A 22,619-nucleotide genomic window follows, 5' to 3' on the forward strand; every position below is an offset into this window, starting at 1 on the left:
CACCCGTGATCAGGGCCAATGCGTGCGACTCAGATGAAGGGATTCAGGCGTCGGGGCCGCAGAGCGGGATGCGGACCGTGAAGGTGGAGCCCACGTCCTTCTCCGAGGCCACGAGGATCTCCCCGCCGTGGGCCCGCACGAAGCCCTGGGTGATGGCGAGCCCAAGTCCGGTACCCGGGATGGCCGCCTTGCGCACGTGCTCGGTCCGGTAGAAGTTCGTGAAGAGCTTCTCCCGTTCCGCCTCCGTCATCCCGAAGCCGGTGTCCCGGACCACCAGCTCGGCCCATTCCCCACTGCCGTCCACGCCGCCCACACCCTCGAGCTGGCGGAGCGAGACGGTGATGGAGCCGCCGGCGGGCGTGTACTTGATGGCGTTGGACAGCAGGTTGTCCACCACCTGGCCCATCTTCACCGGGTCGGCCTTCGCGTCCATCCGCTCCGGGAGGTCTGCCTGCAGGCTCAGGCCGGCCTTCGTGGCCTGGACCGCCACGGACTCCGCGCTGTTGCGCACCAGCCGCGCCAGGTTGACTTCCTGCACTGTGACCTTGGAACTGTTCGCGGCGGTGTCCAGCAGGCTCGTCACGAGCCCCAGCAGCCGTTCGGCGTTGCGCTGGGAGGTGGTCAGGAACTTCCGCACGAGCGGGTCCAGGTCCTCCTCCAGGGCGACGTCCAGGTAGCCGATGATCGAGGTCAACGGCGTGCGGAACTCGTGGGAGACCTCGGCAACGAACCGCTCCCGGGTCTGGATGGCGTCCATCAGGTCCGTGACGTTCTGGAAGACCACCACGGTGCCGTCGAAGGTGCCCTCTTGGTCATGCATCGAGGAGGCCGAGACGGAGAGGTGCTGCTGGGCGCCGTCTGTGCCGATCGCGATGATGCGGCCGCGGTAGTCCTTGCCCTGCAGCGCCTGAGTCACGGGACGCTCCTCCGCCGGGATGGGCGTGACGCCGTCCGCCTCGAAGAGCAGCAGCTCGTGCTCGGCGCCGTCCTCCCTCCCGGGCGGCAGACCGATGAAGTGAGTGCGCCGCTGCGCCTGATTCATCAGGACGTCATGGCCGTCCCCGTCCACCACCAGGATCCCGACGTCCGAGGTCTCTACGACCGCCTGGAGCAGCCTGTTCTGCGTCTCGAACGACTCCAGCGCGGCCCCGAGATCCCGGCGCTGGCGGTCCATACTGCGGGTCAGAACACTGGCCGCCACGGCCAGGGCCAGCATGATGAACGGCACCACGACCGGCCGATGAAGGTCGTACTCAAGCAGGCCTTCGGCGAAGGTGGGTGTACCCGGCAGGTACGGCCACCACGTGACGGCGGCGCTGCCCACGAAGGCCAAGACCACGCCGATCACCGGGTAGATCCCGGACCATGCGAGCCAGAAGACGGGAAAGGCCGAGAGCATGACCATGCCGTCGAGGCCATGCCGCGCGGAGGCCCACATCGGCGCAATGGCCACGAAGTCCAAGAGCGGGATCACCCAGTAGACCACCGGAGGGAACCTGTCCCAGGGAGCCACACCGGCCAGCACGGTCAGCAGGGCCACCCCGCCCACTCCGCCCAGGAAGTACGGGGAATCCATCATGATGTGGGGATGGAACACCGCCACGGCCACCACGATCAGCGCGACGGACAGCGTCAGCGGCATCTGGGAGAGCAGCACACGCCGTCGCAGGGAGAACTGGCCGAAGTGCCGGCGCCCCTCGGCAGCCTTGGCCGAGGGCAGCGCCGTCGGGGTAGCGAATGACACGGCAGGCTCCGTTCGTTGCGGGGCATGAGACGCCCTTACTACACGATAGCCTTAGACCAAACGATGCTTTGGGGGTGTTTCGCGTGGAGGACCGACGTGTCGCTGTCGTCGTCGAGGATGACGATGACATTCGCGGGCTCATGGTGGCCCTGCTGGGCCAGTCCGGGTTCGAGGTGATCGCCACGTCCAACGGCACGGACGGAGTCACCGCCGCCCAGGAATTCGATCCCGTGCTGATCACCGTGGACCTCGGCCTGCCGGACATCGACGGCTACGAGGTCACCCGCAGGGTCCGCCGGTTCACCGATGCGTACGTGGTCATGCTGACGGCCCGCGGCGAGGAGATCGACACCCTGATGGGCCTCGACGCCGGCGCGGACGACTATCTCACCAAGCCCTTCCGCCCGCGCGTGCTGCGCGCCAGGATCGAGGCCATGCTGCGCCGCCCCCGCAGCGGTCGGATCTCCGGTCAGGACAGTGCCGCCCCTCCTGTTTCACCCCAGGGCACGACGCCGGCCCCGGCACCCTCGGCGAACCACGGCCAGGTTCCCGCCATGGCACTCAGTGCGACGCCGGCCACCCCGGCCCCCGGAGTACCGGTGGTTCCAGCGGCGGCCGGCGGGCCGACGTCGGGCCCGGTGCCCGTGCCCGGCACCGAGACCGGCCTGCGCCTGGACCTGGACGGGCTGGAACTCTTCCCCGACCTGCACCACGTGGAGACGGAAGGGCGGGAGATCCCCCTGACGCCGACCGAGTTCCTGCTGCTGGAGACGCTGATGCGCAGCGGCCGGGTGGTGAGGTCCAAGACGGAGTTGTCCCGGATCATCCGCGGGGACGAGCCGGATCATGGGAGTTACGTGTCCGCTGCGGACGAGCGGACCGTGGAGGTGCATCTGGGCAACCTGCGGCGAAAGCTCGGGGACTCCCCGAAGTCTCCACGCTGGGTGCAGACGGTGCGCGGGGTCGGATACCGGATGGCGGGCAGCCCGCAACTGGTCGGCTAGCAGCCGTCAGGCGCGTGATGGAACCTGCTGCAGGAAGATCCGGAGCTGGCGAGCCGTCTCCGCGGCCAGTCGCCGCACGCACTCCATGATCTCGGCGAGCCGATCCATGGCGGGCCAGCGCACCGGCAGGGGCGGGCGGCTGGCGAAGTCCTCCTGCAGCTCGGCGGCCAGGGCGGACAGGGCCTCTGCGCCGGCCATGGCAGAGGAGGTCTTGAGGCTGAGGACGGCATCCATCCAGTCCTCGTGGTCCCGGGCGGTGAGCGCGCGCTGAAGACGCTCGACGCGCTGGTCCAGCATGGCTTCGTAACGGCGGATGAATCGGCACAGCATGTCGGTATCGCCCAGTTGTTCCCCCAACAGGCCCAGCGCATCAGCATCGAGAACTGGTGCAGTGGTCATAGCGTCATGATGCCCTCCCTTCCGCAGGAGCACGCCGGGCTTTTCCCAAAGCTTTGCTCAAGAACCACTCTGGTCACATCAACCAAAGGGAACCTCAAGACCACCGCTGCGAATCTATGGCAAACCTTGTGGCGATCCGTCGGAAATCCCGAGGACGGACTTGAGGACGTCGCCGTGAAATAGGTCTCAACAGGAAGCCACCGCCGCACCGACCTCCCCCGTCGGGCAGGCCCACGAGCTCCTGGACCGTCTCAGTATCAACGCCGGCGCTGGCATCCCCGCCAGCCCCGGCGAAGATCGTTCTCATGCAAGGGGTTTACCTATGAAGAAGATGACCAAGGGTGCAATCGTCACCGGCCTGGGCGTGGCCCTCCTCCTCGGCGGCGGCGGGACGCTCGCGACGTGGAACATGGACCAGTCCGCCAGCGCCGGGACGATCCAGTCCGGCGAGTTGTCACTGGACGTCACTAACAAGACTCCGTGGACCTCGAGCATCACGAATGGCACCGTGTCCACCGGCCACAAGATCATCCCCGGTGAGGTCCTGACCTACAACCAGACGGTCCAGGTCAAGAAGCAGGGTGAGGGCCTGAAGGCTTCCCTGAACGTCATCGGCATGAATCAGATCGTCCACGGCGGCACTGGCCTGAACAGCTTCGGGAACACCCTGGCTCCCACCATCACGGTCACCGCTCCGAATGGAACGACGACGACTCTCGAAGGCCACAGCCTGTACAACTCGTCGTCCTACACCCTGGACGCCGACGCGAAGGCCGGCACGTACACGATCAAGGCCACCGTGGCCTTCAATGCCAAGGATCAGCAGGCCATGAACGCTGCCGTCAACCTGAACTCCATCAAGTTCCAGCTGCAGCAGAACGCAGTCGCGACCCGCTGACCCCCACCAGGGGCGTCTCCACATGGGAGGTTGCCCCGTCCGAGAGACCCACCCCCCACCGCAGCTGAGGAGGAGATATGCGCATCAGGACCCTCCTGCGCACCGTCGCAGTGCTCAGTCTCGCGGTGGGGGCGGGTCTCCTCGGCGTCTCCGGTGCCTGGGCGCTGTGGAGTGTCTCCGCCCCGGCTGAGACGGGAACCGTGCAGTCGGCAAACCTCGTGGTCAAAGCCAACGGTGAGCCCCTGCTGGTCAACGGCACCTCCACCACCGTGAAGCTGGCCGACCCGAAGTCGGCGCTGACTCCCACCACTCCGGTGTACGTCACGCTGACGCTGTCCAATCACAGCGACGCCACCGCCGGCCTGGACCTGACAGCCACCGTCGGCAAGGCAGCGGTCATCTCCGCGACCGCGGGTCTCGCCCGGGCCGTGACCGTGGAGACCGCTGCCGGCCGGTGCGCCGCGGCGTCTTTCGCCCCTACCTCCTCCGCCACCGTGGTCCAGAACGGGTCCCAGACCTTCTGCCTCCGCCTGAGCCTGCCGGCGAACGCACCCGGTACCCTCTCGGGAGCCTCCGCCACGGTGACCATCCCCGTCCACGTCGAACAGGTGAGATGACCAGCGCGCCATGACCACACATCACGAGAGACGTCGTGCCCCGGCCGGGCTGCGATGGATCGGCCAGGCCGTCTCCTTCCTGCTCCTGGTGGTCTTCTCCCTGGCCGCCATCGTGCTGATCATCATCCCGATGGTCACCGGATCCCAGACCTACTCGGTCCTCACCGGCTCCATGGCCCCGACCTACCCGCCGGGGACCTTCCTGGTGGTCAAGCCCACGGACTTCGACTCACTGCAGACCGGTGATGTGGTCACCTACCAAATCGAGTCGGGCCGGCCCGACGTCGTCACCCACCGGATCATCGGCTTCTCCTCCGGTCAGGACGGCGAGCGCCAGCTCATCACGCAGGGCGACAACAACGGCCTCGCCGATGAGACACCCGTCATGGAGATCCAGGTCCGCGGCGAGCTCTTCTACGCCGTGCCCTACGTCGGATTCCTGGCCAACGCCCTGGGCCAGACCGACCGCAGCTGGGTCATCACGGCCCTGGCCGTCGCGTTGATCGGCATCGGCGTCTTCTCCATGGTCCGCGGCCTCCTCAAGGACCGCCGCGAGGCCCGGGACCGCCAGCTGATCGAAGAGGCCTCCGCGGAACTCGATGCGGCTTCCACGAAAGGCGATGCGGCTCCGGCGAAAGACGAGGTCCTGACTTGAGCCCCGACCACAGCACCAGAGGCGTTCCCCGCCGGACCTGGCGCGCCGCCGTCGTGCTGTTCCTGGTGGTATTCCTGGGCGGACTGGGCCTGACCAGCGCGGGTGCCCTGTGGTCCCAACAGGGAACCGTCCAGGCCACGGTATCCACGGGCCGCTGGACTGATAAACCGCAGCCAGGCTGGTCCTGGTCGCCCGAGGTCACGACAAGCGTCAAGAAGGTCCATGGACGGCAGTACCTTCATTTCGATTGGGAGGCGCCGACGTCCGACGCCCGGGGCACCAGATATTGGGTCACCTTTCAGGGCGGGGGGCCAGCGCACTCCGAGTCTGTTGACGTATCGCACCGGACGTATGAGGTGTGGAATCGAGACGATGAATGGCCATTCATGTTCACGGTCGCCACCGAGAAAGACGGCGTCTGGTCCGAATCGGTGGTCGTCAGGGGAACCGTCGACCCCCATGGCCGGGTTGTCCTGGACTGACTCTTCGGCCGACTGCATGGTCGGCGAACAGCCTATGGTCTCACCCCACCAGCCGCCGCCGCATGATCAGCGCGTCCACGCGGCCGCTCCCGCCCCCGGGCCCCGGCACCGCAGGATCCCCGGGGTAGTACCCCGCCCGCGTGTGGATGTGCTCGAAGCCGTGGCGGGCGTACAGCGCCTGCGCCCGCGGGTTGTCCTGGCGCACCTCGAGCAGCAGGTCCCGCGCGCGGCGCCGGCCGGACTCGGCCACCATCCACTGCAGCATCGCCGTGCCCAGCCCGCGTCCCTCGGCCTCGGGCACCACGGCAATGGTCTGCACGTCGGCCAGCGGCGGCACGCACATCAGTCCGCAATACCCCAGCACGACGCCGGCGCCCTCCCCCGCGCCCGCCTCGCCTTCCGCGGGTGCCCCGCTCCCCTGCACTTTCAGGGCAGGAATCACTGGTGATTCCTGCCCGGAAAACGCGGGGGGTGGGACCGGACCCGGCACCGGGCCGGTGATGACGCGGTAGGCGCGCGTGCCGCCGTCGTGCTCCGGGACGGCCTGGGCGAGCTCCTCCTCGAAGAAGCTCAGCGGCCAGGCGTCCACGGGGAACAGGTGTTCTTCGAGCGCGTGCACCGTGGGCAGGTCTGCCCACTCCATCGGGCGCATGGTGAAGCTGGCGGGCAGGACGGGGTCGGGCGGCAGGAGCATGAGCGCCAGTCTACGAACCCGCGCGCACAGCCTCCGGTACTAAGGTGACGGAGTGATGACACGTGGGAGGCGGGAATGAGCATGGAGCGGAAGGCGGAGCCTGAGCGGCCGGCCACCGGAAGGTTCGGAAGGCTGATGGCGGTGGCCCGCGAACCAGCCTTCGCCTCGGCCGCGGCGCAGACCATCAAATGCGTCATCGCGGCCACTGCGGCGTGGTGGATCTCGGTATACCTCCTCGAGACCCAGATGCCCTTCCTGGCGCCATGGACGGCTCTATTGACCGTCCATGCCACCGTCTACCGCTCGCTGTCGCATGGGGTGCAGACGTCTATAGCCTCGGCGCTCGGTGTCGGCTTGTCCTTCCTCATCGGCAACTACCTGGGCGTCAGCCTGTGGACCTATGCCCTGGCGTTGTTGGTCGGGATGGTCGCGGCGCGGATCTACTGGATCCGGGACGAAGGGGTGGCCATCGCCACCACGGCGGTCTTCCTCCTCAGCAGCGGCTTCGAGGACCAGGAGCCCCTCCTGCTGGACCGCCTCATCGAGGTCGGGCTCGGCGTCGCGGTGGGCATCATCGTGAACCTTCTGATCATCCCTCCCCTGCGGGACGGCCAGGCGGCCCGCTACGTCGACTCGGTCAACCGGCGCATGGGCGGTGTCCTGGTGGACATGGCGGACGAGTTCGCCGAGTCGTGGGACACGGAGCGTGCCGAGGCCTGGATCGAGGAGACCAGCTCCATGGAGCGGGACACGGAGTCGGCCTGGGAGTTCGTCCGCTTCGCCCGGGAGAGCCGGCGGGCCAACCCGCGCACCTATCTGCGCCGTCACGGCGTCAGACTGCGCACGCCCCCCACCGGTGCCAGCGGCGAGGACCGCTATGCCGAGGCCCTGAGCCGCGTGGACGAGGGGCTCTCCCACCTGCGCAACCTGGCGCGGACGCTGCACGAGGCCACCTACGCCGAGGGATCCTGGGATGACCGCTTCCGCCGTGAGTGGTCGGAGATCGTCCGCGACTGCGGCCGGGCCATCGCCGACCCGGATGCCGGCGTGGAGCCCGTCCATGACCGGTTGACGACGCTCTCCCAGAACATGTCCAACGAGAAGGACCTGCCGAACACCGCATGGCCGCTGTATGGCTCGTTGATCACGAGCATGAGGCATATCGCCGTCATCGTGGACGATGTGGCCTCCACCCGCGAGGTCCGGGAGACCGATTGACACGTCGGCCTATCCTGTCCGCATGGGCACCCGCATGTTCGTGGCCGTGTATCCGCCGGAGGACGTCCGCGCGCAGCTGACCGAGTTCCTCGCCGTCCGCCCGGGCCTGCGCTGGACCGACCCGGAGCAGATGCACCTGACCCTGGCCTTCTTCGCCTCGGTCCCGGACCGTTCGCTGGACCGGCTCGCAGACCACCTGGCCGACGCCGCCCGCTCCGTTCCCGCCTTCCTCTGCGGACTGCACGGGGCCGGGGCCTTCCCCCACCCGGACAGCGCCGCGGTGCTGTGGCTGGGCGTCGAGGACGGGGCCGCGGAACTCTCCCGGCTGGCGCGCAAGGCGCGAGCGGCGGGCAACCGGGCCGGCGTCGTGCCGGACGGCAAGGCGTTCCATCCGCACCTGACCCTGGCCCGTCCGGGCCACACCAACGCCACCCGATGGATCCGGGTGCTGGAGACGTTCAGCGCCCCGCTCTGGACGGTGGACGAGGTGCACCTGGTCGAGTCGACGCTGCAGGGGCACGGCCACCGGCCCCGGCACCGGACCGTGATGACGGCACCTTTGGCCCCCTGACGGGGCAGGCCGAGGCCGGTACCGTGAGTGGTGCCAAGCCGTGTGCGGCCAGCGCCTCTGCCTTCCGCCGGCCGCGGCGGCGCGAGGAGAGGACACACCATGGCCCATTCCACGACCATCCGTACCCCCATCCGCACGACGACGGCCCTGCTCGGCCTGGCCGGCGTGCTCACCCTGGGTGCCTGCTCGGCGGAGCCCGCCGGGGAGACCCCCGCGACCGGCGCGGGCGGGGCCACCGAGGGCGGGGCCAGCGGTCCCGACGGCGGCACCCAGTCCCTGGGCCCCGGCGCCACCGCGGGGGCGGAGACCACGGACGCTCCCGCCGGCTTCACCGCGAGCCTGCAGGATGTGGAGGGAGAACTCGGCTCCGCCGAGATCCGCGAGGCCGGCGAGGCGCTGGAGTTCCGGGTCCAGGCCTCCGGAATGGAGCCGGGCTTCTACGGACTGCACATGCACGAGACCGGCGAGTGCAACCCGGACAGCGCCGCCCCGGACGACCCGGAGGAGATCGGCGCCTTCCTGTCCGCCGGTAGCCACATCGGCGCCGACGAGTCGGAGCACCCGGACCACGCCGGCGACCTGCCGGTGCTGCTGGTGCAGGAGTCCGGCGAGGCCAGCCTGACGTTCGAGACGGACCGGCTCACCGCGGAGGACTTCCAGGACGAGGACGGCGCCGCCCTGATGCTGCACTCCGATCCGGACAACTACGCCAACATCCCCGGGCGCTACGCCCCGGACGGGCCGGACGAGGACACCACCGGCACCGGGGACGCGGGATTCCGCCTGGCGTGCGGGGTGATCGAGCCGGCTGCCTGATCCCTCATCACGCCCCGTGGCCATCACGCCCGAACGCCCCCACCCTCCCCCGTTATGATCACGCTTACGGTCGAGAATCGCCGATGCACTCTCCCGCACGCGTGATCGTAACCGCCGCATCGACCTCACGTCAGTCACGGTCAGCCACGGTCAGTCACGGTCTGCCACGGTCAGTCGCGTGAGGTTTGGCGCTGGATCGCTCGGCGCAACCGTCCCAGGAACAGCTGCTCGCCCCGCGCGGTGTAGAGGTCGTCGGCGACCTTGACGGATTCCCAGCCGTGGTCGGTGAAGTCGCTGTCACGGTGGATGTCACGGTTCAGTTGAGTGTTCTCGCCATGATGACGACCGTCGTACTGGATGGCGATCCGCCATCCGGGATAGTGGAGGTCCGGACGCCGTTTCAGGGTGGGCGAGAGCCATACCTCCTGGTTGACCACCGGTTCGGGCAGACCGGCCTGACAGATGATCATCCGGACGCGGGTCTCCGCTGCCGAGTCCACTTCCGCTCGGATCAGCTCGCGCGCATGCCGGGCGGCATTGATGCCCTTGGTGCGCCGCCGCCTGGCCATGGCCGCGTCGATGTCCGCCAGGGTGGCCAGCGGATGCAGTCGGCCCAGGACCTCGACCCCGCGCATGGGTCCATCCTGCCGCTGCAGCAGGGCATCACCGGCCGCCACGAGCCTCAGCGGATCGTGAATCTGCGTCGCCAGGTCCAGCCACGTCCGTTCGGGAGTGGTCAACCGAAGCCCGTCGACCTCCACCACGTCTGAGGGATGCAGCTTGGCCTTGTGCCCCACGATCCCGGGTCTCCGCCGCGACCCGGCGACCCCCTTGCGACCGGTGATGTGGATCGGCAGGTCCTCTTCCAGGGACGCCGGCATCCAGAGGCCCCAGAGCCGGGCTGCCGTCGAATGGCTGAGGTAGTGATCCCCCGGTAGGGAGGACACTGCCTGCACCATCTGCGCCCAGGGCCTCTCCCCCACATCCCAGAACCGGATCCCACGCGTCGCCGTCACGAGGGCCGGATGCCTCAACTGATAGTCCGTCACCCCCGCAGCACGGGCTTCCGCCGCAGTGAACACCACCTTGTCGAAGCCCCCTGGATAGGCGCGATCCTCGGGCCCCTCACTCTCGTCGGTCTCCTGTGCCACGTCCATGGACCTCAGCATGTCCGTGCGCGACGAACGCCGCAGGAGTTATCCACAGGGCGGTTACGATCACGATGGTGGGTGGGTGCATCGGCGATTCTCGACCGCAAACGTGATCATCACCCTTGGGGTCGTCACCAGGGTGGGGTGGCCGGTCACAGCATCCCGATGACCTCGTCCAGCATCGGCTCCGTCAGCCGGCCCGTGAACGTGTTCTGCTGGGAGACGTGGTAGCAGCCGACCACGCGCACCGCCCGGCCCTCCGGGGTGCCGAACACCGTCTGCGCCCCATGGCCGAACTTCGCGCGCGGCCGCGGCACCGTCCAGCCCACCCGCGCCGCCGCGGCATGCACGGACTGCCAGCCGATGCCGCCGAGCACCAGGATCGACTCCACAGACGTGGCAAGCTGCAGCTCCCGGTCCAGCCACGGCCCGCAGGCGGCGCGCTCGGCGGGCGTCGGCTTGTTGTCCGGCGGGGCACAGTGCACCGGCGCCACCATGCGCACGCCCACCAGCCGCTGGCCGTCGCCGGCGGCGTACGACGTCGGCCGCTCGGCGTATCCGGCCCGGTACAGCGCCGCGTGGATCCAGTCCCCGGAACGGTCACCGGTGAACATCCGTCCGGTCCGGTTCCCGCCGTGGGCCGCCGGGGCGAGCCCGAGGACGAGCACCCGCGGGTCCTCGTCCCCGAGCGAGGGCACAGGTCGGCCCCAGTACGGCTCCTCCGCCCAGGCTCGGCGCTTGTCCCGCGCCACGGTCTCCCGCCAGGTCACCAGCCGCGGGCAGGCTCGGCACACGGAGACCCGGGCGTCCACGTCGGGCAGGGATGGGGAGGTGCGCGCCAGCTTCCGCACCTGCGCGGCCGAGGCGGCGGCCGGCGTCGTGGTCTTGGCGGGGTCCTCCGGCCACCCGGTGCCGGGCGGCACGGGCGAGGGGAAGAGCTCGCCCGTCAGGGGATGCGGCAACCCGCCGTCGGGACGGGAGCCACCCGCCGGTACCTCGGTCAGGACTGCTGTCCGCGCAGGCGGTCGATGTGTTCGGAGGCCTCGGCCTTCGTCAGGTCGGCCGGCAACTCCTCCCCGGCCTGTTTGGCCAGGGTGTCCAGGTAGGACCTCTGGGCCTCGGTCATCGGGTCGTCCCCGCTGACCCAGTCCTCGGGGTCCTTCTCGAGGGCGGGATCGTCCGCGTTCGAGGTGGCACCGATGGTCTCGCCGCCGGAGCCGCCGGGGGTCTGGCCCTGGCCGAGGACCTCGGCTTCCTCTTCCGGGTCCGGGAACTGTGCGGGAGTGGTCGTCATCGGATGCTCCTTCGTCGGGGTCGTCTGGCGATCCATCGACCGGTCGGACCGGGCGGTGTGGTGCACATGCTAATACGTCAGCGGATCTACAGTGGGCAGTGCACGAGCAGTCGATCCGCTGTTCCGGACAGCACCGGCGGGGCACGGCCCCGACAATCCAGGAGTACCGACGTGAACGCGAAGAACCAGGTAGACACCCCACGATCCGAGGCCCCCGGCGCGGGTCCGTGGTCAGATCCGATGGGGCGGATCGGCGCGCGTGCGGGACAGACGCTGCTGATCGCCGCCGTGGCCGTCGGCATCATCTGGGTCCTGCTGCGCGTGAGCGTCGTGGTCCTGGCCGCGCTGGTAGCCCTGATCCTGGCGTCGGCCGTCGCCCCCTTGGTCCGATGGCTGGTCGGCAAGGGCTGGTCCCATCTGCTGGCCACCCTGACGGCCTTCCTGGGCATCGTGGTGGTGGTCGGAGGGGTGGTTACCGGGGTCGTCCTGGCGGTCATCAACGAGTGGGACTCCCTGGTCTCCTCGGCCACTGAAGGGTGGCAGAGACTACAAGACTGGGTCACGTCCGGCCCCTTGCCGGTGGACGCCACCGTCATCGACGACGCCATGCAGCAGGTCACCGACTTCGTCACCAGTGGCAACTTCGCCAGCGGCCTGGCCAGTAGCACCCTGACCGGGATCTCCGCGGCCACCACGTTCCTCACCGGCCTGGTGCTGATGATCGTCGTGCTGTTCTTCCTGCTCAAGGACGGCTGGAAGTTCACCAACTTCTCCCTCCGCTGGTTCCACGGCGGCACCCGGGCCAAGCTGGCGGAGTCCATCGACCGCTCCTCCGAGGTACTCGGCGGCTACGTGCGCGGCACCGCCACCGTGGCCCTGGTGGACGCCGTGCTGATCGGCATCGCCCTGGCGATCCTCGGTGTGCCGCTGGCCCTGCCGTTGGCCGTGATCATCTTCATCGGCGCGTTCATCCCCATCGTCGGAGCCACCGCCACCGGCATCATGGCCGCACTGGTCGCCCTGGTCACCAACGGACTGACCACGGCACTGATCGTGACGGCCGTGGTCATCCTGGTCAACCAGATCGAGGGCAACCTGCTCCAGCCGGTCGTGATGGGCCGGACCCTGAGCCTGCACGCCATGATCGTGTTGCTGGCCCTGACCATCGGCACAATCGTCGGCGGGATCTTCGGCGCCATCCTGGCCGTGCCCTACACCGCCGTGGCGTGGACCCTCATCCAGGTCTGGACGGACCGGTACCAGGCCGGCGAGGATCCAGTCCTCGGCGAAGACCCCCTGGACGCCAAGGACCGCGCCGCCGCCAAGGCCACCACAGCCCAGCGCCTGCGGTACCAGCGCATCCGCCAGGCGTTCCGCCGCGGCAACATGCTCGGCGCCGTCGAGCAGGAGGAGGGATCCAGCCCCGCCGAGAACCCCGCCGGAAAGTCAGCGCAGGACGACTCCAGGCCGGCCGAACCGCCGGAGCCCACCGGGTCCACGCGGGCTGACTAACGCTGCCCGGTCCCGGCGCGCTTGCGCGGGCCGGGGACCTTGGCGTCGGACTCGCGCAGGTACAGGGGCTGGACGGGCATCAGTCCCCGGCCCCGGCGCACGGCGAGCTCACCGACCAGGCCGAGGGAGCCGGCGTCGGGCACGGTGTTCTCGAAGCCGGGCACCGAGCGCAGGTCCTCCGGGTACAGGCCGGCCCCGGCGCCGTAGGCCGGCAGCGGGGTCACCTCGCCGGGCGCGGTGACGAACGGCCCGTGCAGGCGCTGGAACTGGCCTCCGACCTGGGAGTAGTGCGCCCAGTAGACCTCACGGCGCCGGGCGTCGGTGGCCACCACGAACTCCTCCACCCCCGCCCGGAACGCCTCCTCGGCGGCGGTGAACGCGATCGCGTCCAGGCTCATCACACCGTGCACCTCGATCCCCCACGCGAACGCGAGCGAGCGCGCCGTCACCAGCCCGGCGCGCAGCCCCGTGAACGGCCCAGGCCCGACGCCGGCCAGCACCGCCCCCAGATCACCCGCCTCGACCTGGGCCTCGGCGAGCACCCGCCGCACCGCCGGCGCGAGCACCTCGGCGTGCGTGTTGGTCTCGGTGGAGGCCCAGCGGGCGAGGACCTCGCCGTCGGCCACCACGGCCGCGCTGGCGGTGGCGGAGGCGTCGAGAGCGAGGAGGGGTGGGGACGTCTGGTCTGGCACGGGATCCAGTCTACGGAGGGGGCGTCGGGCGCAGGGATAAAATCTATGTCACACCGTGCCGATAAGGGATTCGGGCGCGGTGTTCTGTGCCGTGCCCCGCACCGGCCCTCCGGGCCACATCCGCAATGACGCGGGTGTCTCACTCTCGTGACAGGGGTTTGCTGAATGACTCAGCCTCTTCGCCGCCGGACCTCACGACTCTCGGTGGCCACCGTCCTCGCTCTTCTCCTCGGCTTCTTCGCCTTCGGTGCTCCGGCACACGCCGACGAGATGGAGGCGCCCATTCCGCTGGCGGACATCGTCGACGTAGAGATCTCGCAGACGGAGGTCGATGTGTCCGAGGGACCGGTCGACGTCACGGTTCGTCTGTCACTTTCCGACAATGAGAGCGGACATGCTCCCGAACTCGCTTTCATACCCGAGCACGTGCGCCTGGTCGACTATTACCACTATGAACTGGATCTGATCGAGGGAACCGAGATCAATGGCACGTGGGAATCCACGGTGACCTTTCCCGAAGACACGATCGAGGACGCATGGACCGTGTTCGCCGCAGGGCTGACGTCCAACTCCTTCTACCTGGAGTTGGGGACGGTCACCGTCACCGGCAGCGCGGACGGTTCCAATGGCGGCCCCGGCTTGATGAAGCGTTTCACCGATGTCACCGACATGGATGCTTACTACTACTACCCCGTCCAGTGGATGGTGGCCCAGCAGATCACGACCGGCTACCAGAACGGCACGTTCCGCCCCGCCAATCCCGTCACTCGTGGCGAGGCCGTGACCTTCCTCTACCGCTACGCCGCCGATGAGGACTTCACCGCCCCGGAGAAGTCCGGCCTGATCGATGTGCCCCCGACGCACAACTTCTTCGAGGCCATCAGCTGGGCCACCCAGAACGGCGTCGTCAACGGCTACACCGACGACACCTTCCGCTCGGGCCACAACATGACCCGTGGACAGGTCGCGGCCATCCTCTACCGTCAGGCCGAGCCGGAGCACACTGCCCCGGAGGAGTCGCCCTTCACCGACCTGACGCCGGAGAGCAACCAGTACGAGGCCATCACCTGGCTCGCCGAGAACGACATCACCACCGGCCGTACGGATGGCTCCTTCGACCCGTACGCCAACGTCACTCGCGCCGAGATCGCCACGTTCCTCGAGCGCTACAACCGGGTTCTGAACGGCTGACACCGCAACAACACCACGGAGGGCCTCCCCGCAACAGTGCGAACTGCTGCAGGGAGGCCCTCCTTGCGTCTCCCCGGGCCCCGGACGCCAGGCAGCCGCCGTGGACTCTGGACACCCTGCTCGCCCCGAGCGTATACCTGACCGGACGAGGGGCAGCTCGGCAGTGGGAGTCGGCATGCGTGGACTGAGACGTCGCGTTCAGCCGCTGGCGGCGGCCCTCCTGGTCCTCTCCCTGGCCGTGACCGCGTGTGGGGCCGGCACGTCCGCGCTGGCGCCCTTGCGATCCGGCGCGGAGGACGCGGCCCGCCTCATCGACCGCACCGCGGACCCGGCCGAACTCACCAACATGTCGACCCGGCTCGATGAGCTCCTCCGCCAAGCGCCCGAAGCGGCCTCGTTGAGCGCCAGCGAGCAGGCCACCGTCCGGTTGGCCGCCCAACGTTCGGCGCTGCTGAAGGCCGTCGTCACGATGCTCGGCGCGTCGGATGAGGTGATCGAGTCGATCAGCGCGGACGCCGTGGAGCTCGTCTCTGGATCCCTCATCCTCCAACCCAGCCGGGCGTTCAAGCATCACCTGGACACGGTCGCCCAGCGGATTCTGAAGGACACGACCTGCTCGCTGATCGCCGATCAGTATTCCGCCCTCTCGTCAGGCCCTCCTTCGTCGCTGCAAGGCATTCCCCCCGTCCGTCAGTCACCACATCCGACGCAGACCAGTACCCTGACCGCGCTGGAGGACACGGTGGCCGCGGCCGGCTACCCGTTGGAGGACGTCAAGCGGATCGTCGACCTCTCCGGCCTCTCGTCGAGACTCCTCGACACGGCGAACGGCTACGTGGGCAGGATCAAAAAGACCATGAACGCTGCCAGCTGGCAGGATACTGGCGCGCTCCAGGCGTACTGGCGCCACTGCGTGCAGTAGTCCTCCGTCAGCGCATCAGCCGCCGGATCCCCGCGAGGATCGACTCGTGCACGCGGACATCGCCAAGCGGAAGGAAGTGACCGCGGGTCTCCAGCTGAACGTTGTGCGCCCCGTCCAGGTGCCCACCGCCGGGGATATGCGGATCGAAGCGTCCATAGATGGACACGATGCGCTGGTCCACCTCCCGCCAGGACGCCAGCTCGGCCAGCTCCGGGGAGTTCGGCAGGAACACGCGCAGCGCCGGCAGGGGAAGCAACCGGGCGAGCCAAGATCCCGTGAACGGGGTGTTGACGGCCACCATCCCGCGGACCGCGCCGGAGCCGTTGTGGCGGGCCAGCACCAGCTTACCGACCAGCCCACCCTTGCTGTGGGCCACCAGCACGCACCGCCCGATCCCCGAGCGACGGAGGTACCCGTCCACCAGCCGGGCCATCTCCTCGAGAGTCCCACCGTTGAGCCGCAGGTCCGTCACGGCGTGCACGTCATAGCCCTGGTCCCGCAGGGCCTCGGCCACCGGCAGCATGAAGGTCCAGCGTTCGTAGATGCCGGGGATGAGCACCACCGCCGACGCCCCGGGGCCGGGCCGGCGGTAGTCGCTCGGGTCGCGTCGGTGTAGCCCAGCGGCCTGCCGTCGCAGCGCGTAGGCGTAGTCGCGGATCCAGGCCCCCAGATTGGCGCGGAGCTCATGCCCGCGAGCGGCGGCCACGCTCATCATCGCAGTCCCGCCAGGAACGGGGCACAGGCCCGGGCCAGTTCACCCGCCTCGTTGTGCTGCACGGCGTGACGTGCCCCGGGGATCTGGACCAGGCCGGCGTCGGGCGCCCGGCGCACCAGGTCCACCGCCCAGCCGATCGGCGCGATCGGATCCAGCGCGCCCCGGACCACGAGTCCGGGCGCCTCGCAGCGCGCGATGGTCTCCTCGATGCGGTCGTCGAACATGTGCCGCGCGGTCTGCAGGTAGCGCAGGGGCCCCATCCACAGGACGCTGCGCAGGACCACGATGTTGCTGGTCATCGGCTCGCCCATCGAGTCCCGCAGCAGCCGCCACGCCAGCGTGCCCAGACCCCGCGCGGCCCGGTCCACCGTCGGGCCGACCAGCACGTAGCCGCGGCACAGCCCCGGGTTCCCGGCGACCACTTGTACCGCCACCTGGCTGCCCATGGAATGGCCCACGACGACGGCGCCGTCCAGTCCCAGCGCACGGATCGCCTCGGCCACGGCCTCGCCCAGCTCGGGGATGGTCAGCGCCCGCGGCGGCCGTGGCGAGCTGCCGTAGCCGGGGAGGTCCAGGGAGTAGACGTCGAACTCGGCCGCGAGTTCCTCGGCGAAGGGCAGGAAGTACTCCCCCGACATCCCGATCCCGTGCACCAGCACGAGCGGCGGACGCCCGTCCGTGGAGGGCCCGGCGAAGGTGCCCCGCACGTCCAGCGCGCATCCGCCGAGCTGCACGCGGCGCACCTCGTAGTCGACACCGTGCGGAGAGGTGAACCTCCCGGTGCCGTTCCCCGGCCCCCTGACCCGGCGGTCCCGGGAGAGGAGGTCCCTAATGATCGGCGTCGGGGTCGGCCGCGGAGGCCGGCTCGTTGGGGCCCGTGGATTCGGCCCCCGAATTGCCGGCCTTGACCCGGTTCTCGGCGTCTGTCTGGTCGTCGTCCGCCAGATCGCCGGCTGGACCCGCGTAGTCCGCCTCGGTGTCATCGTCGGGATCGACGTCGGTCTCACCCGCACCGTCGGAGTCGAAGTCCTCGTTCTCATCGTCCGGATTCACCTCGGGCTGTCCCTGCTCGTCACGTGGAGTGCTCATGCGCTTGTCCTTCCTCGGTCACCGGATCGGTTGCACAAACCCTGTCAGATCGGCGGCCTCCGTGCCAGCATGTCCCACCCGCCCGCACGTGATGGGGCACCCTGCGCGCCGCCCGCCTTCCCGGCTGAACCGGCCGCGCCTACGCTGGGCGGGGACAGCGATCGACTGCAACGGGCGGTGCTGGCCCAGCCAGGGCCCCGAGGGAAGGGACGCCGCCCGGGAGAGGTGCACATCATGGTCCAGACGCCATCGCCCGACGTTCCGAAGCAGCCGCCGCTCTCGATCGAGGCGCGCATCCCGTCGGCCCACGTGACACTGGAGGGTCACTTCGCCCTGCAGCAGGTCGATGCCCCCGTGGTGGTCTTCGCCCACGGCAGCGGCAGCGGCCGGTACAGCGAGCGCAACTAGTTCGTGGCCTCGGTCCTGCAGGAGGCCGGCCTCGGCACCCTGCTGCTGGACCTGCTCACGCCGGAGGAGGAAGCCGACCGGGCGAACGTCTTCGACATCCCGGTACTCGCTCAGCGCATCACGGCCGCCGAGGCCTGGGTGCACCGGCAGCCGCAGAGCATGTCCTCGCCGGTCGGCTTCTTCGGGGCAAGCACCGGCGCCGGGGCGGCCCTCTGGGCGGCAGCCGAACCCGGTGCCCGGGTGGGAGCGGTGGTCTCGCGGGGCGGCCGCCCCGATCTCGCGGATCAGCGCCTCGGCACGGTCGAGGCCCCGACCCTGCTGGTCGTCGGCAGCGATGATGCGGAGGTACTCGAGCAGAACCGCGGGGTCCAGGCGGGACTGCGGTGCGAGAACCGCCTGGAGGTCGTCGACGGCGCCACGCATCTCTTCGAGGAGCCCGGCGCCCTCGAGCAGGTGGCCCGGCTGGCACGGGACTGGTTCCTCCGCCACCTGGGGCCCGCTTCAGCCGCCAGCAGGTACGGCACCTGACGGCACGTGCTGGGCCTGTCCGGCCCGCGCTCCCCGGCAGGCGGCGCCGGTCCCGCCGACGCCGCCCCGCTGTCCCCTACTGGGCTCTCCCTTACTGGGGCTGCTTCTCGTCACCCTGATCCTGGTCGCCCTCGCCCTGGCCGGCGATGTCCTTCGCCTTGTCCTTGGCCTGATCGACCTTCTCCGGGTTGTCCTGCGCGTACTGCTTGGCCTTGTCTGCCGCGTCACCGATACCGGACATGACGGATCCTTTCGTCGTTCGCATAGCGGCCGGCCCGGAGGACCGGCTCGACCTGGCCCACCCATCCTGTGACACGGCGAACCGTGCAGTCCACCCCTGGGCAACGGCCGTCCGCACCTGGCAACGACCGGGGGTTATCAGCGAGCCGGGCCGCTGTTACGTTGGGACCTCCCAGCAGCCATACCTGTGAGGAGCGCCCATGAGCGAGACCCCGAACCATGACCAGCTGCCCCTACCCGACTACGACCACATCCCGTTGGGGACCCTGCCGACCAGGATCACCGGCCTCACGGAGGAACAGGTGGGTCAGTTGCTGGCCTACGAGACCTCCCACGGCAACCGCCTGCCGGTGACCCAGGTCCTGGAACAACGCATCGATGCCCTGCGCAACGGCGCCGAACCCTCCGGTCCGGTAGTGCCGGATACTCCGGAGGTCAGCCAGGGACGTGGCGGTTCCCCGGTGTCCCCCGAGACCGCCGGGCCCAACGTCGTCCCGCCGTTCCACGGCACCCCCGCCAATCCCTCCCAACCGGAGAACTAGGCGGACTGCATCCCGAGAGGAACACCATGAAGACTGCACGTGAAGTGATGACCGCCGGAGCCGAGTGCGTCGGTGACGCGCTGGAGGTCATCTCCCAGGACTGATCCCCGGCGGTGACGAGGGCGGGGCGCCCGGGGCAATTATTGCAAATGGTTCGCAATTGCGTTTAGAGTCATCGGCATGAACCGATCACTCCCGCCCTACCTCGCCCCTGCCCGCTCGTTTTCGGACGCACCAAACCCTGCCCGACGGCGGCGCACCCGCCGCCTCGGATCCCTCGCCTCGGTCGCGGCGCTGGCCCTCACCCTCTCGGCGTGCGCGCCCAGCGCGCCCGGTGCCGGATCCGGAGGGGGCGAGGGGCCGGCGTCGGGCACGTCCGAAGGCTCCGCCAGCGCCACCGACTCAGCCGACCCGGCGGAGCCCGTCAACGCCGCCCAGCGGGACTCCCGCGCGGAGGTCGCCTCGCTCACCCCGCGCCTGGTGATCAGCCACGAGGGCGGGCTGGTCACCATCGACGGCGAAACCGGCGAGGTGGTCCACGAGGAGGAGCTCCAGGGCTTCCTGCGGCTGAACAACGCCGGGGACGGCCAGCACGTCATGGTCACCCACGGCGACCGGTTCGAGGTCTACAACACGGGGATCGATGCCCAGGGTCACGGCGACCACTTCCACTACTACGAGTCCACCCCGGGCCTGAGCGGCATCACCTTCGACGCCCCGCACGCCGGCCACGTGGTGATGCACCATGGCCTGACCACCCTGTTTGCGGACGGCGACGGCTCCATCCAGACCTTCACCTCCGAGCACCTCAAGGACGGCCAGCCGCGCACCGAGACCGCCTCCACGGACGCGCCCCATCACGGCGTGGCCCTCGAGCTGGTGGACGGCAGCCTGCTGACCACCCAGGGCACCGAGGAGGCGCGGGACACCGTGCAGGTGCTGGGCGGTGAGGGCGAGGACGTCGCCGCCGAGACCAACGACTGCACCGGCGTGCACGGCGAGGCCGCCGCGGCGCCGAACGAGAACGGCGACGTGGTGGTGCTGGGCTGTGAGGACGGTCCGGTGATCTACCGGGACGGCGAGTTCCACAAGGTCGCGGCCGAATCGGACTACCAGCGCACCGGCAACCTGGCCGGCTCGGAGGACTCCCCCATCGTGCTCGGAGACCTCAAGACCGAGGCCGACGCCGACTTCGAGCGGCCCACGCAGGTGGCCCTGATCAACTCGCTGACCGATGAACTGCAGACCGTGGAGCTCGGCTCCTCCTACTGGTTCCGCTCGCTGGCCCGCGGGCCGGAGGGCGAGGCGCTCGTGCTGACCTACGACGGCGAGCTGAAGGTGATCGACGAGGAGACCGGTGAGGTCACCGCCGAGATCCCGGCGATCGAGGCGTGGGAGGAGCACGAGGAGTGGCAGCAGCCCGGCCCCATCCTCAAGACCGCCGGGTCCATGGCCTACGTGACGGACGCGGCGAACCAGCAGCTCGTGGTCATCGACCTGGAGTCCGGCGAGGTCGTCAACGAGGTGGACCTGGACGTGACGCCGGTGGAGATGGCCGTCGTGGACGGCCACCCGGAGGCCCCGGAGCACGCCGAGGGCCACGCTGAGGAGGAAGGCCACGAAGGCCACGAAGGCCACGACCACTGAGGGTTACGATCACGGCAAGCGTCGAGAATCGCCGATGCAGTCACCCTCAAGCGTGACCGTAACGCCTGCTGGTCGGGATGGGGTGCCGATCAGCGGGTAGCGGGCAGGTCTGGCGGAGGGAGCTGGTGGGTGCCGGTCTGCGGTACCCCCAGCACCTCGCGCTGGCCCTCGCCGGCCGCACCACCCCCAGCTTCCCCGCCGCCGTGGGACAGCACCCACAGGGTCTCCCACACGGTCCGCGCGGTGACGGGGGCCAGGCGCAGCAGCAGCCGGCCGTCGCGCTCTGAGGCCTCCGCGTCCGCACCGAACACGTAGTTCCCGCCCCCCTGCGCGCTGATGAACGCGAGGTTCACGCCGAGCGCGGAGGAGGTCACCTCCCACACGAACCAGGGCTCGCCCCACAGCTGCTCCAGTTCAGCGGGCGAGCCGTCCGGGGCGGGGTGCTGCGGATCGATCACGCGGGCGGTGAACTCGTCCTCGTCCACCAGCAGCTCGCCACCCAGCAGGGCGGGCGCGGCGCGCACGCCGGCCCACGTGCAGGCCTGGGAGGCCAGGGCGCCGCGCTCGGCGAGCGACACGGTATAGCGGGAGCGCTTCTCCTGCACGACGCCGGCCATCACGTCCGCGCCCGGCACACCCGAGACGGTGGAGACCTGCTCCCCCGCCAGCCAGGACTGCATCAGGGTGCGCACGGTCCCGCACTGACCGCGCAGGGCCAGCACGTCCTCCGCGGTGGCCACGGGGTGCATGAAGTCCTGGCCGGCGGCGTCCAGCACCCCGTCCAGGGTCAGGAAGCCCTCGCGGATGAGCCGGCCGATGGCGCTGCGGTTGCGGAACGTCGCGAAGCGGCCGAGGGAGCCGAGTCGGTGCACGGACTGGAGCACCTCGAGGTCGGCGCTGCCCAACTGGCCAGGGTCCTCGGGACTGGCGGTCCGGCGTCGTTGTTCTCCCCCGAGGTGGCGCTGTAGCGCCTCCACGTCATGAATGGGCTGGTGGTGTTGGCGATGCCGGTCCGTGGCGGGCATCAGGCGACGGCCCGCAGCAGGGCCGGCCGGCCGAGCCAGCCCAAGGGCTCGCCCGCAGGGTGCTCCGGGGCCGCGGTGAAGCGGGCACTGGCGATGGCGGCGTCGAAGACGGCGGTAAGCTGCTGGTAGTCGCTGATGAGGCAGCTGGCGCTGATCTCCAGGGTGGCCCGCCCCGCGGCGAGCGCCTCCTGGACGAGCCAGCGGCGCGTGAAGACGTTGTTGCGGCCGGTCCAGCGGGTGAGGTCCATGCGGCGGGCGGGCAGCCCGCCCACGGTGCAGGTGACGTCCTCTACCACGTAGAGGCGGTCCAGTCCGCACAGTCCCACCGGTTCGCCGGCGTAGGTGGTGGCCACGATGTTGGCGGCGAGCTCGGGCTCGGGCAGTGCCCCGCCGGGCTCCAGGCCGTCCGTGAACATGCGCTCGGCGGCCTCCGTCACGGGAGCGGCAGCCACCAGGTGGAACCCGTCCACGGGGTACCGGACCCAGTCCGTCGGCAGGTCCATGGCCAGCGTCCGCATGCAATCTCCTCCCGCCCTTCCGATGCCGAGAGCGCCGGGTGCGGCCG

At 69.7% G+C, this 22,619-nt stretch carries 28 protein-coding genes; 15 read left to right on the forward strand and 13 right to left on the reverse strand.

Annotation, left to right across the window (positions count from 1 at the left end):
- Nucleotides 1-43: 43 nt before the first annotated feature.
- Nucleotides 44-1,744, reverse strand: coding sequence for a PAS domain-containing sensor histidine kinase (locus RE421_RS14410; RefSeq protein WP_309811465.1), 1,701 nt, complete (start codon nt 1,742-1,744; stop codon nt 44-46).
- Between the two features lie 83 nt (nt 1,745-1,827).
- Here RE421_RS14410 and RE421_RS14415 point away from each other — a divergent pair, with 83 nt between their 5' ends.
- Nucleotides 1,828-2,748: a response regulator gene (locus RE421_RS14415; protein WP_309811467.1), complete on the forward strand. Its 921-nt coding sequence runs from the start codon at nt 1,828-1,830 to the stop codon at nt 2,746-2,748.
- A gap of 6 nt (nt 2,749-2,754) precedes the next feature.
- Here RE421_RS14415 and RE421_RS14420 read toward each other — a convergent pair whose 3' ends face one another.
- A complete protein-coding gene (locus tag RE421_RS14420) occupies nt 2,755-3,147 on the reverse strand; it encodes an Hpt domain-containing protein (protein WP_309811469.1) in 393 nt (130 codons plus the stop codon).
- A 322-nt stretch (nt 3,148-3,469) separates the two neighbouring features.
- Between RE421_RS14420 and RE421_RS14425 the strand changes: the two genes are divergently transcribed.
- From RE421_RS14425 to RE421_RS14440, 4 genes are all read left to right on the forward strand, one after another.
- Nucleotides 3,470-4,045, forward strand: a complete 576-nt coding sequence (locus RE421_RS14425) for an alternate-type signal peptide domain-containing protein (protein ID WP_309811471.1) — start codon at nt 3,470-3,472, stop codon at nt 4,043-4,045.
- A gap of 77 nt (nt 4,046-4,122) precedes the next feature.
- Entirely contained in the window at nt 4,123-4,662 is a 540-nt protein-coding gene (locus tag RE421_RS14430) for a hypothetical protein (protein WP_309811472.1), read from the forward strand.
- 10 nt (nt 4,663-4,672) lie between these two features.
- Entirely contained in the window at nt 4,673-5,317 is a 645-nt protein-coding gene (locus tag RE421_RS14435; protein WP_309811474.1) for a signal peptidase I, read from the forward strand.
- A complete protein-coding gene (locus tag RE421_RS14440) occupies nt 5,314-5,799 on the forward strand; it encodes a hypothetical protein (protein WP_309811477.1) in 486 nt (161 codons plus the stop codon). Before RE421_RS14435 ends, RE421_RS14440 begins: the two co-directional genes overlap by 4 nt.
- Nucleotides 5,800-5,839: 40 nt before the next feature.
- Here RE421_RS14440 and RE421_RS14445 read toward each other — a convergent pair whose 3' ends face one another.
- Complete coding sequence (locus RE421_RS14445) at nt 5,840-6,493, reverse strand: GNAT family N-acetyltransferase (protein ID WP_309811478.1); 654 nt, start codon at nt 6,491-6,493, stop codon at nt 5,840-5,842.
- A 135-nt stretch (nt 6,494-6,628) separates the two neighbouring features.
- On the opposite strand from RE421_RS14445, the gene RE421_RS14450 reads away from it, so the two are divergent.
- The 3 genes from RE421_RS14450 (at nt 6,629) to RE421_RS14460 (ending at nt 9,098) form a co-directional block, all read left to right on the forward strand.
- On the forward strand, nt 6,629-7,711 hold the full coding sequence (locus tag RE421_RS14450; protein ID WP_396134659.1) for an aromatic acid exporter family protein: 1,083 nt from the start codon (nt 6,629-6,631) through the stop codon (nt 7,709-7,711).
- 22 nt (nt 7,712-7,733) lie between these two features.
- Nucleotides 7,734-8,282 carry an RNA 2',3'-cyclic phosphodiesterase gene (gene thpR, locus RE421_RS14455; protein ID WP_309811482.1) on the forward strand — a complete coding sequence of 183 codons (549 nt, stop codon included), beginning with the start codon at nt 7,734-7,736 and terminating at the stop codon, nt 8,280-8,282.
- Nucleotides 8,283-8,381: 99 nt separating this feature from the next.
- Nucleotides 8,382-9,098, forward strand: coding sequence for a superoxide dismutase family protein (locus RE421_RS14460; protein ID WP_309811484.1), 717 nt, complete (start codon nt 8,382-8,384; stop codon nt 9,096-9,098).
- A 170-nt stretch (nt 9,099-9,268) separates the two neighbouring features.
- Here the strand turns inward: RE421_RS14460 and RE421_RS14465 are convergent, their stop codons facing one another.
- From RE421_RS14465 to RE421_RS14475, 3 genes are all read right to left on the reverse strand, one after another.
- On the reverse strand, nt 9,269-10,255 hold the full coding sequence (locus tag RE421_RS14465; protein ID WP_309811486.1) for a hypothetical protein: 987 nt from the start codon (nt 10,253-10,255) through the stop codon (nt 9,269-9,271).
- A 146-nt stretch (nt 10,256-10,401) separates the two neighbouring features.
- Entirely contained in the window at nt 10,402-11,211 is an 810-nt protein-coding gene (locus tag RE421_RS14470) for a uracil-DNA glycosylase (protein ID WP_309811487.1), read from the reverse strand.
- 38 nt (nt 11,212-11,249) lie between these two features.
- Nucleotides 11,250-11,543 (reverse strand): DUF3072 domain-containing protein, encoded by a 294-nt coding sequence (locus RE421_RS14475; RefSeq protein ID WP_309811489.1) that lies wholly within the window; start codon nt 11,541-11,543, stop codon nt 11,250-11,252.
- 171 nt (nt 11,544-11,714) lie between these two features.
- Here RE421_RS14475 and RE421_RS14480 point away from each other — a divergent pair, with 171 nt between their 5' ends.
- Nucleotides 11,715-13,055, forward strand: coding sequence for an AI-2E family transporter (locus RE421_RS14480; protein WP_309811491.1), 1,341 nt, complete (start codon nt 11,715-11,717; stop codon nt 13,053-13,055).
- Here RE421_RS14480 and tsaB read toward each other — a convergent pair.
- On the reverse strand, nt 13,052-13,747 hold the full coding sequence (tsaB, locus tag RE421_RS14485) for a tRNA (adenosine(37)-N6)-threonylcarbamoyltransferase complex dimerization subunit type 1 TsaB (protein ID WP_309811493.1): 696 nt from the start codon (nt 13,745-13,747) through the stop codon (nt 13,052-13,054). The genes RE421_RS14480 and tsaB overlap by 4 nt on opposite strands.
- Before the next feature lie 204 nt (nt 13,748-13,951).
- Between tsaB and RE421_RS14490 the strand changes: the two genes are divergently transcribed.
- A complete protein-coding gene (locus RE421_RS14490; RefSeq protein WP_309811494.1) occupies nt 13,952-14,938 on the forward strand; it encodes an S-layer homology domain-containing protein in 987 nt (328 codons plus the stop codon).
- 175 nt (nt 14,939-15,113) lie between these two features.
- Nucleotides 15,114-15,860: a hypothetical protein gene (locus tag RE421_RS14495; protein WP_309811497.1), complete on the forward strand. Its 747-nt coding sequence runs from the start codon at nt 15,114-15,116 to the stop codon at nt 15,858-15,860.
- Nucleotides 15,861-15,867: 7 nt separating this feature from the next.
- Here the strand turns inward: RE421_RS14495 and RE421_RS14500 are convergent, their stop codons facing one another.
- From RE421_RS14500 to RE421_RS14510, 3 genes are all read right to left on the reverse strand, one after another.
- Nucleotides 15,868-16,566, reverse strand: coding sequence for an alpha/beta hydrolase (locus RE421_RS14500; protein WP_309811499.1), 699 nt, complete (start codon nt 16,564-16,566; stop codon nt 15,868-15,870).
- A gap of 5 nt (nt 16,567-16,571) precedes the next feature.
- Nucleotides 16,572-17,309, reverse strand: a complete 738-nt coding sequence (locus RE421_RS14505) for an alpha/beta hydrolase (RefSeq protein WP_309811501.1) — start codon at nt 17,307-17,309, stop codon at nt 16,572-16,574.
- A 94-nt stretch (nt 17,310-17,403) separates the two neighbouring features.
- The gene (locus tag RE421_RS14510) at nt 17,404-17,664 is read right to left on the reverse strand and encodes a hypothetical protein (RefSeq protein WP_309811506.1); all 261 of its coding nucleotides are present in this window, start codon (nt 17,662-17,664) and stop codon (nt 17,404-17,406) included.
- A gap of 234 nt (nt 17,665-17,898) precedes the next feature.
- Between RE421_RS14510 and RE421_RS14515 the strand changes: the two genes are divergently transcribed.
- Entirely contained in the window at nt 17,899-18,072 is a 174-nt protein-coding gene (locus tag RE421_RS14515; RefSeq protein WP_309811508.1) for a hypothetical protein, read from the forward strand.
- Nucleotides 18,073-18,075: 3 nt separating this feature from the next.
- Nucleotides 18,076-18,600, forward strand: coding sequence for an alpha/beta hydrolase (locus RE421_RS14520; RefSeq protein ID WP_309811511.1), 525 nt, complete (start codon nt 18,076-18,078; stop codon nt 18,598-18,600).
- Between the two features lie 91 nt (nt 18,601-18,691).
- Here the strand turns inward: RE421_RS14520 and RE421_RS14525 are convergent, their stop codons facing one another.
- Nucleotides 18,692-18,841, reverse strand: coding sequence for an antitoxin (locus RE421_RS14525; RefSeq protein WP_309811513.1), 150 nt, complete (start codon nt 18,839-18,841; stop codon nt 18,692-18,694).
- 199 nt (nt 18,842-19,040) lie between these two features.
- Between RE421_RS14525 and RE421_RS14530 the strand changes: the two genes are divergently transcribed.
- Entirely contained in the window at nt 19,041-19,382 is a 342-nt protein-coding gene (locus RE421_RS14530) for a hypothetical protein (RefSeq protein WP_309811516.1), read from the forward strand.
- Between the two features lie 180 nt (nt 19,383-19,562).
- On the forward strand, nt 19,563-21,029 hold the full coding sequence (locus RE421_RS14535) for a hypothetical protein (RefSeq protein ID WP_309811519.1): 1,467 nt from the start codon (nt 19,563-19,565) through the stop codon (nt 21,027-21,029).
- 89 nt (nt 21,030-21,118) lie between these two features.
- On the opposite strand, the gene RE421_RS14540 is transcribed toward RE421_RS14535, so the two are convergent.
- Both RE421_RS14540 and RE421_RS14545 read right to left on the reverse strand, forming a co-directional pair.
- On the reverse strand, nt 21,119-21,934 hold the full coding sequence (locus RE421_RS14540; protein ID WP_309811522.1) for a hypothetical protein: 816 nt from the start codon (nt 21,932-21,934) through the stop codon (nt 21,119-21,121).
- A 119-nt stretch (nt 21,935-22,053) separates the two neighbouring features.
- Complete coding sequence (locus RE421_RS14545) at nt 22,054-22,572, reverse strand: hypothetical protein (protein ID WP_309811525.1); 519 nt, start codon at nt 22,570-22,572, stop codon at nt 22,054-22,056.
- Nucleotides 22,573-22,619 lie beyond the last annotated feature (47 nt).

The organism is Citricoccus sp. I39-566, assembly GCF_031432995.1.
In the GTDB taxonomy this organism is placed as follows: Bacteria; Actinomycetota; Actinomycetes; order Actinomycetales; family Micrococcaceae; genus Citricoccus; species Citricoccus nitrophenolicus_A.

What these genes read in the sequence shown, in the direction of transcription:
- RE421_RS14460 (WP_309811484.1), top strand. Translation starts at nt 8,382, where the DNA reads ATGGCCCATTCCACGACCATCCGTACCCCCATCCGCACGACGACGGCC.
- RE421_RS14545 (WP_309811525.1), bottom strand. Translation starts at nt 22,572, where the DNA reads ATGCGGACGCTGGCCATGGACCTGCCGACGGACTGGGTCCGGTACCCC.
- RE421_RS14435 (WP_309811474.1), top strand. Translation starts at nt 4,673, where the DNA reads ATGACCACACATCACGAGAGACGTCGTGCCCCGGCCGGGCTGCGATGG.
- RE421_RS14530 (WP_309811516.1), top strand. Translation starts at nt 19,041, where the DNA reads ATGAGCGAGACCCCGAACCATGACCAGCTGCCCCTACCCGACTACGAC.
- RE421_RS14510 (WP_309811506.1), bottom strand. Translation starts at nt 17,664, where the DNA reads ATGAGCACTCCACGTGACGAGCAGGGACAGCCCGAGGTGAATCCGGAC.
- RE421_RS14450 (WP_396134659.1), top strand. Translation starts at nt 6,629, where the DNA reads ATGGCGGTGGCCCGCGAACCAGCCTTCGCCTCGGCCGCGGCGCAGACC.
- thpR (WP_309811482.1), top strand. Translation starts at nt 7,734, where the DNA reads ATGGGCACCCGCATGTTCGTGGCCGTGTATCCGCCGGAGGACGTCCGC.
- RE421_RS14430 (WP_309811472.1), top strand. Translation starts at nt 4,123, where the DNA reads ATGCGCATCAGGACCCTCCTGCGCACCGTCGCAGTGCTCAGTCTCGCG.
- RE421_RS14465 (WP_309811486.1), bottom strand. Translation starts at nt 10,255, where the DNA reads ATGGACGTGGCACAGGAGACCGACGAGAGTGAGGGGCCCGAGGATCGC.
- RE421_RS14475 (WP_309811489.1), bottom strand. Translation starts at nt 11,543, where the DNA reads ATGACGACCACTCCCGCACAGTTCCCGGACCCGGAAGAGGAAGCCGAG.
- RE421_RS14515 (WP_309811508.1), top strand. Translation starts at nt 17,899, where the DNA reads ATGGTCCAGACGCCATCGCCCGACGTTCCGAAGCAGCCGCCGCTCTCG.
- RE421_RS14535 (WP_309811519.1), top strand. Translation starts at nt 19,563, where the DNA reads ATGAACCGATCACTCCCGCCCTACCTCGCCCCTGCCCGCTCGTTTTCG.
- RE421_RS14525 (WP_309811513.1), bottom strand. Translation starts at nt 18,841, where the DNA reads ATGTCCGGTATCGGTGACGCGGCAGACAAGGCCAAGCAGTACGCGCAG.
- RE421_RS14425 (WP_309811471.1), top strand. Translation starts at nt 3,470, where the DNA reads ATGAAGAAGATGACCAAGGGTGCAATCGTCACCGGCCTGGGCGTGGCC.
- RE421_RS14495 (WP_309811497.1), top strand. Translation starts at nt 15,114, where the DNA reads ATGCGTGGACTGAGACGTCGCGTTCAGCCGCTGGCGGCGGCCCTCCTG.
- RE421_RS14445 (WP_309811478.1), bottom strand. Translation starts at nt 6,493, where the DNA reads ATGCTCCTGCCGCCCGACCCCGTCCTGCCCGCCAGCTTCACCATGCGC.
- RE421_RS14420 (WP_309811469.1), bottom strand. Translation starts at nt 3,147, where the DNA reads ATGACCACTGCACCAGTTCTCGATGCTGATGCGCTGGGCCTGTTGGGG.